General features: G+C 31.0%; 8 protein-coding genes and 1 pseudogene. 5 read left to right on the top strand and 4 right to left on the bottom strand.

The features are described 5' to 3' along the window. Nucleotides 1–490: 490 nt before the first annotated feature. Entirely contained in the window at nt 491–2,527 is a 2,037-nt protein-coding gene (locus ACJAX4_RS17210) for a methyl-accepting chemotaxis protein (protein ID WP_435790678.1), read from the top strand. A 64-nt stretch (nt 2,528–2,591) separates the two neighbouring features. After that, nucleotides 2,592–3,226: pseudogene (xth, locus tag ACJAX4_RS17205) on the top strand (exodeoxyribonuclease III); the annotation flags it as partial. Nucleotides 3,227–3,365: 139 nt separating this feature from the next. On the opposite strand, the gene ACJAX4_RS17200 reads toward xth, so the two are convergent. From ACJAX4_RS17200 to ACJAX4_RS17190, 3 genes are read right to left on the bottom strand one after another with little or no spacing between them, the layout of a single operon-like run. After that, nucleotides 3,366–3,659 carry a hypothetical protein gene (locus ACJAX4_RS17200; RefSeq protein ID WP_435790677.1) on the bottom strand — a complete coding sequence of 98 codons (294 nt, stop codon included), beginning with the start codon at nt 3,657–3,659 and terminating at the stop codon, nt 3,366–3,368. Between the two features lie 47 nt (nt 3,660–3,706). Then, nucleotides 3,707–4,543, bottom strand: a complete 837-nt coding sequence (locus ACJAX4_RS17195; RefSeq protein ID WP_435790676.1) for a methyl-accepting chemotaxis protein — start codon at nt 4,541–4,543, stop codon at nt 3,707–3,709. Nucleotides 4,544–4,557: 14 nt separating this feature from the next. After that, nucleotides 4,558–5,415 (bottom strand): hypothetical protein, encoded by an 858-nt coding sequence (locus ACJAX4_RS17190; RefSeq protein ID WP_435790675.1) that lies wholly within the window; start codon nt 5,413–5,415, stop codon nt 4,558–4,560. 345 nt (nt 5,416–5,760) lie between these two features. Here ACJAX4_RS17190 and ACJAX4_RS17185 point away from each other — a divergent pair, with 345 nt between their 5' ends. Both ACJAX4_RS17185 and ACJAX4_RS17180 read left to right on the top strand, forming a co-directional pair. Next, the gene (locus ACJAX4_RS17185) at nt 5,761–6,774 is read left to right on the top strand and encodes a WG repeat-containing protein (protein ID WP_435790674.1); all 1,014 of its coding nucleotides are present in this window, start codon (nt 5,761–5,763) and stop codon (nt 6,772–6,774) included. Nucleotides 6,775–6,997: 223 nt separating this feature from the next. After that, a complete protein-coding gene (locus ACJAX4_RS17180) occupies nt 6,998–7,987 on the top strand; it encodes a glycosyltransferase family 4 protein (protein ID WP_435790673.1) in 990 nt (329 codons plus the stop codon). 95 nt (nt 7,988–8,082) lie between these two features. Here ACJAX4_RS17180 and ACJAX4_RS17175 read toward each other — a convergent pair whose 3' ends face one another. Further along, nucleotides 8,083–10,077, bottom strand: a complete 1,995-nt coding sequence (locus ACJAX4_RS17175) for a GTP-binding protein (RefSeq protein WP_435790672.1) — start codon at nt 10,075–10,077, stop codon at nt 8,083–8,085. A gap of 211 nt (nt 10,078–10,288) precedes the next feature. Between ACJAX4_RS17175 and ACJAX4_RS17170 the strand changes: the two genes are divergently transcribed. Next, on the top strand, nt 10,289–12,340 hold a 2,052-nt coding region (locus ACJAX4_RS17170; RefSeq protein WP_435790671.1), incomplete at its 3' end, for a DUF3656 domain-containing U32 family peptidase.

Genomic DNA, 12,340 nt, shown 5'->3' with positions numbered 1-12,340 from the left:
AAGAAGGCTAAGAATGAAGAAGATGAAAGAATGGAAAAGCTATAAATCTTTGCATAAAGCACTTAGGCGAAGAGGTTATAAGGGTGAATTCAAGAAAATATCAATGGTAAGATGGAGAAATTCAAATTGTGCATTGATACACATGGCTTTACCAAATACATGATTCAAAGAAATAAAGCTTGTTCACTTGTCAGATATACAGGTCGGTGTCTTGTCAAATTATTATGAATAATAATTTTTAGTTTTGCCAGGAGCCGTATGCGGGGTCCGCACGTACGGTTCTGTAAGAGGAAAGAAGTCGGAAATTTATTTCCAACTTCTACCTACTTGATTGGTGGAAAATTTGTAATTAAAACGACTAATAATAATTAATATTTACTTTAATATATAAAAAAATTTGAATTATCTGATAAATTCTAAAGTTTACGCTAAAGAAAAAGAAAAATATATCGAAGTATATAGTAGTATATTATGAATCGGGGGTTATTTTATGAAGAAAAATAAAATTATTAAAAATGGTTTAGAAAAATCAAAAGGTAAAAAATTAAGCTTTCAAATAATATCATTGCTTATAATAGCATCATTTTTACCTATACTATTCATTTCTTTGGGTACGTATTACAGTTTATCAAAAAATTTAAAAGGAGAATTTGATAGTATAGCAAATCAAAGTATATCAAGAGTTAACGAAACTATATCTTCATTATACAAAGCTAACTATGAATCTACAGAAATGCTATCCAATGATCCAAACGCTGTGATGATTAGTGTGAATCCTGATTCAGAACAATGGTTAATGAAAAGCTTTGATGCTTTTATAAAAACTCATCCCGATACGTTAAACATATACCTCGGAACTCTGGATAAGGAAATGTACCTTAAACCTGAATCTGAATTGCCTTCCGGTTATGATCCTACCTCAAGAGGTTGGTATAAAGATGCAAATAGTAATGATGGCAAAGTAATTGCTACTAACCCATATGAGGATGCTATTACTAAAAAATATGTAATGACTTTTGCAAAAACAGTTAAAGATGACCAAGATAAACTTGTTGGAGTCATTGGATTAGATATAGACTTAGACATGATTTCTAATATGGTCACTAATATTAAATTAGGTGAGAATGGCTATTCTGCGATAATAGACAGTACAGGAGCAATAATAGCCCATAAAAACAAAGATATTTTAGGACAAAACTCAGAAAAGCAACCTTGGATCAAGGAAATTATGGATTCTAAAGAAAATAAACTTAATATAGTTGTAGATGGCGAAAAATATTTAGCGTATAAATCTATAGATGAAAAAACTAATTTAACTATAGTAGGATTTATTCCTGTAACTGAGCTAACTGCAAAAATATTAGAAGGATTAACAGTACCTTTAATAGTTTTAGTATTATCGCTTATATTTGTAATTGCAGTTGGAACTAAATTTTCTGGTAAAATAACAAAACCAATGGAAAAATTAATTAAAGTTTTAGCTAAAATTAAGGACGGTGATTTTACCCAAAGGGTGAATCAAAATAAATATGCTAGCTTAGAAGTACAACAAATCATTGAAGCGGTAAATAATATGATAGAGGATATGGTTATAGTTTTAAGGAATGTGGTAGATAGTTCAAATAAAGTTAAGGAATCAGCAGAGTCTTTAGCGGCTACTACCGAACAATCAAATGCTGTAGGCGATGAGGTGGCAAGCGCGGTTCAACAAATTGCACAGGGGGCAAATGAGCAATCTCAAATTCTCGATGAAAGTGTTAACTATTCCACCACACTCGGAAAAGAAGTAAATAAAACTACTATAAATGCTAAAAATATGATTAAAGCATCTTTAGAAGTTAAACACTCAACTGAAGAAGGAATTATTGTTGTTAATAATTTAAGAAGTGTATTCGAAGAAAATACTAAGGCTAATGATGAGGTAGCTAATAAGGTAGAAATTTTAGCTGAAAATTCAAATAAAATTAGCGCAATAACTGATACTATAAAAGCAATAACAGAGCAAACAAATCTATTAGCCTTAAATGCTAGTATAGAAGCAGCAAGAGCAGGAGAAGCAGGAAGAGGCTTTGCAGTTGTTGCAGAAGAGGTAAGAAAACTTGCAGAGCAATCCTCAGTTTCAGCTTCTGAAATTGATACTGTAATAAACGTAATAAGGACAAGTGTTAATGAGGTACTGGAGCAAATAGTATATTCTAAAGAGTTAGACGCTAAAACTGGTAAAAGTGTTCAAACCACTAATGATACATTCAAGAAGATTGAAAGTGCAATGGAATTACTTCAAAATGATATGAATAGTGTAGATAACTCTTTAAAAGAAATAAGTAGTTACAAAGATAAAGTAAGTGAAAAAATTGAAAATGCAGCATCTGTATCACAAGAGACAGCAGCAACAGCTGAAGAGGTAAGTGCTTCTACAGAAGAACAAGCTGCAGGTCTTCAGGAAATAGTAGGCGCTGCGGAAAATTTAAACGCTCTTGCTGAAAATTTAAGAGATAGTGTAAGTAAATTTAAAGTAGAAAATTAATATCTATAAAGCACCTAATTTATTTAGGTGCTTTTACCATATCCGATAATATGATATATTAATATTACAACACTTATATAAAATTATAGAAGGTTATTACGCATATTTTTCATGTGCGGAAAAGAAGGGTTATAGTGGGGTAGCTACATATACTAAGCAAAAACCAATATCAGTTACTTATGGCATTGGGATAGAGATATTTGACAGTGAAGGTAGAATAGTAATAGCAGAGTTCGAAGAATTCACCCTTTTAAACATATATTTCCCTAATGGCCAGAAAGATGATGTAAGATTAAAGTATAAAATGGATTTCTATGATGCACTATTAGATTACTGCGAAATACTTAGGTCAAAAGGTAAAAAGTTGATTATTTGTGGGGATTATAATACTGCCCAAAATGCAATTGATCTCAAAAACCCAAAGGCAAATGAAAAGCATTCAGGATTCCTGTCTATTGAGAGGGCTTGTTGGATAAATTTACATCCTTTGGGTATGTGGACACCTTTAGATATCTTCATGTTTAAGAGATAAAATACTCTTGGTGGAGTTATAGATTTACGGCTAGAGACAAAAATGTAGGATGGAGAATTGATTATTTCTTTGTAACTCAGGATTTATTGTGCAAAATAGAACGTGCCGATATTTTAAATGAGGTAGTAGGATCCGATCATTGCCCTGTTAGTGTTAATCTTCTATAAGCATTATTGTATATATATATATATTAAAATCTCCCTATAAAGTAGCGAGTGCTGAGAATTTATCTCTAGCCAAACTCTATTTTAAAAGGAGATTTTTATAAGTTATTCTGTTACTATTCTAAGAAACTTGATTTCTATATTAGGATTTAAAAATTTTAATACTGTCTTGGAGATCCTTAGCCATTTCTCTTAACTGCTTAATTGAACAGGACATCTCATCAATAGTAGTCGATTGCTCTTGGATTGATGCAGCAACCTCCTCTGTAGCAGCTGAAGATTCCTCTGAAACTCTAGTTATATTTTCAGAACTAGTTGATAGATTTTCAATAATTTCATTTGAGTGCAATATATCATTTGTTACCATACTTAACTTGTTTTTAGTATGTTCAAAGGCATCGAGAATTTCTGTAAATGAAATATCAACATTTTTCACATTAATTGTACCCTTTTGGGTTTCTGAACTTCCTTCTTCAATTGATGCTAGTGCTGTTTTTGCATTTTCTTGAGTAGTTCGTATAAGTTTTTAATACTGCTAGATGATTGCATGGTTTCCTCAGCTAGTTTTCTTACCTCATCAGCAACAACTGAGAACCCTCTACCAGACTCTCCTGCCCTTGCAGCCTCAATGGAGGCATTTAGTGCTAATAGATTTGTTTGAGAGGCGATAGTGTCTATGATCTCAGCAATATTTCCAATTTCATCGGAAGTTTTTTGAAGTGTCTCTATTACCGAAGCAGAGTAATCTACTTTATCTTTTATAACTTTTATCTGAGTTACTAGATCATTCATTTTGGTTCGTCCATCAGTAGCAAGAGTACTTGTTTCTTCAGCAGTGTTTACAACACTGGTTATTTCTCGTTTAATTGTATCCATATTATTCACAATTTCTTTAGTGTCTTTTGAAATATCTTCAGTAGCAATAAATTGCTTTTCTGAACCCGATGCTAATTCTTGAGCAGCCATAGCAATTTGATTTGAAACCATGGAACTTTGTTCGCCAGAGTTTAATAGCTGATCTGCAGAAGATAATAATGATTCGGAAATATTACTAATTTCTTTAGTCATGCCACGAAGATTAACAATCATTTCATTAAAGCTTGTACTTAGAATTCCTATTTCATCCTGAGATTTTATTTCAATTTCTTTTGTTAAATCTCCATTTGAAACACCTTTAGCAAGGATTACTAGTTTTTTTAACGGTTTGATGAATTTTGACACTAATAATACCAATATTAATGATCCTATTAAGAAAGAAATTAGGGTTATTAAAAAAGAACTAATTAACACAGAATTAATAGCAGACTTAACATTTTCCATAGAAAGACCAACATTCACAGCACCTGTGTGTTTATCCCTTCATATATAGGAATTAATACGTCGTAAACGTCTATGCCTTTCCACTCAAAAGAAGAGGAGTAGTTTTTTCCATCTTTAGCTGCAGCTATGCTTCCATCATCATCTAATATTACGCCTATTCTTTCCTTGTCAGTATGTGTACGTATTTTAAGATCTTTTCCTATAGTTAAAGCATAGGCAATGTTTTCACCCTTACCTATTTCATCAATAAGTGCTTGAGTACTTACAGAATTAAGAATAGTATTAATTCTATTAGCAAGGATTCCAATTTGAACGAATCCACCACTCTTTGTTGCAACAGCGCCGTATTTATAAAAGTTGTCTTTTAAATTCGAACTTTGACGAATTCCTTCTATAACCTGTGAATCTTTATCTTTTATTATTTTTTGGACTACATGGTCTTCTGGATATTTATATTTCAGATTACCTGCCATATTAGAGAATATAATAACTCCGCTGGCATCTGAAACATTAATTTCATCGATACTTAATTCCTTAGATATTTTCGTAAGATACTCATTTGTTATATTAGGTGTACTACCAATAAGGTAGGCTGAACTAATGATTTTTTCACTTAGTTGTTCATTTAGCTCTTTTGTAATGTTTACATTAGACGTTAGTCTTTGTCGAATTTGTTCAACAATTATATTTCCATCGGTTTTCATTTGTAATTCAATTTTGTTTTTTACAATTGATACCATAATAATGCAGAAAATAAGTAAAGTTGTAAAAAGTACTAATAGTGAAGACACTACTATTTTTAGTTTAAGTGATAAATGATTAGATCTAAAATTAGATCTAATTTTAGATCTAATTTTAGATAAAATATTCATAATAAATTATTCCCCCTGTTTTTATATATTAACAATACATTTCTATATCGTTATATATGATAAATACTTTAATAATATTATAAAAAAATTAGAAATTTTATAATTTCATCTATAATGTCAACATTTTTAAATAATGGTACTTATAAAACAGTAAAAAACTACAATAAAGCTTATAACATCTAAAATAAATCAACAAAGAAAAATTACTGATTTATTTTAAATCATTTCAGTGTATAATAATAGTGTAGATAAAAATCTTATAATTTTAATTGGTCGTAATTTTAAAATTAAATAGAAACTGTAGTTAAAATTTATACTAGATATATAAGAAAGGAAGTTATAGTTATGAATATTGATAAAAACTTATATCCTGTAAAATTAAAAAAGAAATATGGGTATATAGATAGGGACGGTACTCTAGTCATAGAAAATAAATTTGATTATGCTGAGGAGTTTGATGGTGAGCTTGCAATAGCTAGTACAGAAGATAAGTATGGCTTTATTAATAAGGCTGGAGAGTTTGTAATTGAACCTGTGTATGATGATGTTCAGCAGTTTAGCGAAGGTCTTGCAGCAGTGAAATTAGAAGGTTTGAGTGGATATATTGATATGCGAGGAAAGCTTATAGTGGAGCCAAAATATGAAGAAGCTAATTTCTTTATGGAAGGAAGAGCTGCAGTGAAAAGTGGATATATGTGGGGTTATATAGATAACGAAGGTACTGAAGTAGTTCCAACGAATTTTCTAGATGCTCAGGATTTTAGTGAAGGACTTGCAGCAGTTCAAATAGGCGGTAAAATAGCTTATATAGATAAAGATGGAAAGGTTATACTCGAATCTAATTACGACTATGCTTACGCGTTTAAAGATGGTATAGCGCCTATTTGTACTAAGGGTAAGTATGGATACATAAATATGCTAGGTGAAAATATTATACCACTTCATTTCAGTGTGGCAGGAGAATTTAATGAGGGTTTAGCACCAGTTGAAATAAGAGATAAATATGGATTTATAGATGACAAGGGAGATATTGTTATTAAACCTAGCTTTCAATGGGCAGATATATTTTATAATGGAATCGCTGCAATTTCTAACAATGAAAAATACGGGTTTATTGATAAAAGTGGCAGTATTATAATACCTACTATATTTGATGATGTAGATATTGTAAGTGAAGGTTTAATAGCCGTTCAAATGGGAGATAAATGGGGTTATATAGATTGTACTGGTGAAATAGTAATAGATGCAGTCTATGAAGAAGCATATGAATTTACTGATGGAATTGCAAGAGTTGAGATAGGCAAAAGAATCGGTTATATTGATAAACTAGGAGAATACCTTTGGAAATTACAATCCTAAAATTCTATTATAAAGCACCTATATTAATTATAGGTGCTTTAATTATATCTAACATTAATTTTGAATTAATATATAGAAACTTTTACAGTATATATTAATAGTATATAAATAAAAGAATAGATAATAAGGTTAACATCATATTATGTAAAGTGAAATGTGATAAATATTTATAAGTTAGCATAGTTATATTGTAAAAGTAGCAACCTATAGGGGGAAATGCATCATGAAAATTCTATTGTGTGTTAGACAAGATTATTCTAGGAATTTAGCAGGGGATTCTGTCCAGGTAATTAAGACCGCTGAGTATCTACGCAAGTTAGGGTTAACCGTTGATATAAATAATGGGGGAATATACGATTATTCCGATTATGATATAGTACATTTATTTAATATCGCAAATACTGGCGAAACATATAGATACTATAAGATTGCAAACTATTATAAAAAACATTTAGTAATATCACCTATGCACTGGGATATGAAAAAATATAATACTATAAACAATAAAGTTGAAAGCATAGCGTTATATGATAGTTGTAGAAGTTATAAAGAGGAAATTTTGAAAAAGAGTAAGGTTATATTTTGTAATAGTGAATTAGAAAAGAGGCTTATTCAAAATGAATTTAAAGTTAATACGGAATGTAGAGTTATCTATAATGGTGTAGAAGTTGAGGATGAAGAGATACCACTATATAATTTTAACGAGAGATATAATTTAAACAATTATGTTTTATCTGTGGGAAGAATATGCGAGAGTAAAAATCAACTTGCACTATGTGATGTATGTGCTAAATTAGGAAAAAAGTTAGTTCTAATAGGAAGTGGCAATGACAAAGAGTATCTCAAAAAATGTACTGATTATGAAAATGTGGTATATTTAGGATTTATGGATAATTACAATGTATATAATGCTTATAGATTTGCAAAGGTGCATGTGCTACCCAGTTTTGTAGAAATGCCTGGCTTATCTACACTTGAAGCAGCCGCAAGTGGTTGTAACATAGTATCAACTGTAGAGGGCTGTGCTAGTGAATATTTTAAGGATATGGCTCTATATTGCGACCCATATGATAATGCAAGTATCTTAAAAGCAGTAAAGAGCGGGTTTGAAAAACGTAAAGATAGTAAACTTAAAAATTATGTTAATGAAAATTATAATTTTAATGGATCAATAAAGGAATTATATAAAACGTATTTAGAAATTCTTAATTAGAGTAGCTTCTATCCTTATCTAAGATATTTCTCTTATATTTTTGAAATAAACAGGTAATATTAAAAAATCATCTAAATATCTTTAGATGATTTTTTTTATAATGCATTTCGTACATAAAGTATAAATTTAGCTCTGTCTATTGGATTAACCCCTATTCTTTCCCTTGTGGATCCGAGTTCTAATGAGCATGGTTCATAACCTGAAAATCCTGTTGTCATAATGCCTTTCCCAGAAGAAATTTTGCCAAGGTCTCCAGGGTATTCAAGGGAGGTGGATACAGGAATTTTTCCTTTTATTGTAAAAGTACCGTTATGTATGATTGGTGCGTCAAAACTGCCACGCATTTTTGTAATGTCATTTAAAACTCTTCCTCCTACATTCTCAGGCACAGTAATTCTATATTTAATTATTGGTTCAAGTAGTGAAGTGCCTGTTTCATATAGCCCTCTCATGATGCCCATGGCAGTAGAGGCGGCAAAGTCACCTGAACGTGAATGCATAACATGGTCTTCACCTTTTATAAAGGTTATCTTTAAATCTGTTACTGGCCAGCCGTGAATACCTTGACTTAAAATTCTATCTAAATTATCTTCTATCTCTCGTTGGTACTTCATTTTAACTTTTTCAGTTCTTACTTTAGATTCATAGATAAGTCCAGTTCCATTTGGTAGCGGCTCAATTAGAAATTCAACTATAGCCCAGCATGGTTTGGGCATAGTATAACGAGATTCACCATATACTTTTGCTATTGGTGTTTCTTTATATATAACAGATGGTGGACCAAAAGATACTTGTAGGCTAAATCTTTCCATTAAAATAGCTTCGATATATTCAATCTGAATTTTGCCCATAATCCGTATATGAATTTCTTTCTTTTCTTTTATCCATTGCATGTTAAGAAGTGGATCTTCATCTTGCAGCCGCGTTAAAGCTTCAACTAAAGCTATATAGTCTTCTTGAAACTTCGAATAAATTCTTAAAGTAAGAAGTGGCGTTGTAATTGTCTGTATACTAGGAATATGAGTTTTGCTACCAAGGACATCATATGTGCGACAATTTAAACCACTCACTAGTACCAAATCACTGCTACAAGCCGCCGCTACATCAATTATTTTTTGATTATTCATTTTTTTTATCATAGTAATTTTTTCATTTTTGTTAGTAGTAACATTAAAAATATCATCTCTAGTCGATATTGATCCACTAAAAATTTTAATATGAGCTATTTTACCTAGGGTTTTGTTATGAGAGATTTTATAGACCATTGCCGAGAGCTTGGAATTATCCAAATCCTCTGGGCCAGGTAGATAATCTATTATTCCGTCAAGAAGCTCCTTAATTCCTTCACCTTTTAATGCAGTACCATAAAGCACAGGGTAAATTATGCCTTTATTCGCTTGCAGAATTATCTCATCCTTCAGCATTCCTAGGGTTAAAGTACCTTCAAAGAATTGATTAAAAATTTCTTCATTATAATTACCTAGCATATCTATTATGTCCTCAAGTAACTTCTTATAAGCATCATCTTTTAGTTCCAATATATTTTTTGCATAATTAGCCTGATTAAATATGTTGGTAACAATAAACTCGTTATTTTTTTCATCGACGAGTTGTAAGGGTACAAGATTGTTTGTAAGAAGCTTTTTCATACCCTTGATAGTTTTACTTGGGGAGGCCCCCATACGATCCAGTTTATTTATAAAGAATATTGAAGGTGTATTTAATTCCTTTAAAGCGTTAAAATATACCTCAGTTTGAGGTTGTACTCCTTCTACGCAGGATACTACTACTATTGATCCATCTAGAACACCTATGCTTCTTCCTACTTCAGAACTGAAATCAATATGTCCAGGGGTATCTATAACATGGATATTAGTTTCTTTGTAATTAAGATCAATTTCAGCAGCTTTTACTGAAATACCTCTTTGTTTTTCCATATCTAAAGAATCTGTATGGGTTGTACCTTTATCTACACTACCTAAAATTCTGCTTGAACCACTTTGATAAAGTAGCTGTTCAGTTAATGTTGTTTTTCCGGCATCTACATGTGCAACTATTCCAATATTTCTAATACTATTTTTTATCGCCATATTCATATCTCCATTAGTAAAATTTTTAGGCTAATCATCCTTAATAAATAATAAGGAAGTCAGTTAGTCTATTTTTTATTATATTACATTACTATTATTGTGTCTATGAGTATAAAATTTGAGTTATTTTAATATAAAATCTCTTAATCTCTTAATTTATCACAACATTTACTGTATAATAAGACATAGAACGTTATTAGGAGAGATGAAAATGAATAAAATTGAATTACTATCCCCGGCTGGAAGTATGGAAAGCGTAATAGCTGCAGTGCAAATGGGCGCAGATGCAGTTTATATAGGAGGAAGCAAGTTCTCAGCAAGAGCTTTTGCTTTTAATTTTGATAATGAGAATATGACTCGGGCAGTGGATTATTGCCACATTTATGGTGTCCGCGTATATGTTACTGTAAATACCTTAGTAAAAAATAATGAATTAAAAGAAATTATGGAGTATATAGGATTTTTATATACTATAGGAGTCGATGCATTACTTCTTCAAGATACTGGACTTATATACTTAGTGAAAAATAATTTTCCGGACTTTGAGATGCATGCATCTACACAAATGACGATTCATAATGGCGAAGGTGCTAAGCTTTTGAAAGATATGGGTTTTAAAAGAATAGTTTTATCAAGAGAGCTTAGTTTAAAAGAAGTTAATTACATATCTAATACATTAAAAATTGAAACAGAGGTTTTTGTTCATGGAGCCTTATGTATATGTTATTCAGGTCAGTGCCTTATGAGTAGTATTATTGGCGGTAGGAGTGGGAACAGAGGAAGATGCGCTCAACCTTGTAGACTTCCTTACACCCTAATAGATAAACACTCAAATAGGACAGATGAGGCATATCTTTTAAGCCCAAAAGATATATGCACAGTAGACAACTTAAAAGATATAGTTGCAACGGGTACTTCTTCGCTTAAGATTGAAGGAAGAATGAAAAAGCCAGAATATGTTGCAGGTGTGGTAGAAATATATAGAAGGGCACTAGACAATTTTTATAATAATACAATACAAAAGTTAGATGTGGATACTAAAATTTTAACACAATTATTTAATAGAGAAGGTTTTTCAAAGGCTTATCTATACGGTAATACCGGAAAAGATATGATGGCATACAAGGTTCCTAAAAATTCTGGACTTCCAATAGGTAAGGTAGCCTCGGATTTGTCAGTAACTCTTTTAGAAAATGTGGCTTTAAAGGATGGTATAATGTTTTCTGATGATGGATTTTCTATAGCTAAGATTGTTATGGATGGAATGGAAGTAGAAAAGGCCGAAAAAGGGAATAAAGTTTTGTTAAAACCTACTAAATATAAAGCTGGAGACTTTTTATATAAGATCTCTGATGTAGCTCTTATGAATAAACTTTCAAAGAGTTATAGTGATAAATATAAGAGGAAGATTGATTTAAATCTTTCAATAGAATTCAGTGTAAATAAGCCTCTTAGCATAAGTGCGAGTTACATGGGAAAAAGCTTCCGCATTTTGGGAGAGATTGTTCAAACTGCTGTAAATAAGCCATTAGAAAGCCTACGTATTATTCAAAATCTATCTAAAACAGGAGATACCCCGTTTAAAATAAATGAAGTGGTTTTTGATAGCTTTGAAGAAGGATTCCTTCCAATGGCTGCTCTGAATTCAGTGAGACGAGAATTAATAGATAATGTTCAAAATTATATAATTGGAAAACATAAAAGAGAAAATAATATTATACAGATTAATTACAACAAAAAATTAGGGATGCAAGGAGAGAAAAAAAATATAGACCCTAAAGTTAATAAAGATAACACAATACCTGAGACACTTATATATGTAACAAGTAAGCCTCAATTATCAGCGGTGCTAGAAATGGGTTTTGATAATATTGCTATAAATCCTTTTATGCGAGCGTGCGATGTAGGCCTTAATGCTTGTGATGCAAATATATACCTGAAAGTTCCGAATATTATTAAGGAAGAATTTGAAAGCATATGTGAGTTCATCGAAAAAAACCTATGCAAAGTAAAAGGTATTATTACTGCGAATTTAGGAATAATTAATAGATTCAATAAGAAAATAAGTATAATTGGAGATTATAAATTAAATATTTTTAATAGATATTCATCAGATTTTTATGAGAGTATACTTAGTGGAACTTGTATTAGTGCTGAATTAAATCAAAAAGAAATCAAAGAAATAGCTGTTAAAAGCTCACTACCACTTCAAATTATGGTTTATGGAAAATATGAACTTATGGTTAGTGAATACTGTGCAATA

This window comes from Clostridium sp., assembly GCF_051278035.1.
In the GTDB taxonomy this organism is placed as follows: domain Bacteria; phylum Bacillota; class Clostridia; order Clostridiales; family Clostridiaceae; genus Clostridium_AD.
The sequence above is the reverse complement of the archived record's forward strand: the minus strand, read 5'-3'. Positions and strand labels throughout refer to the sequence as shown.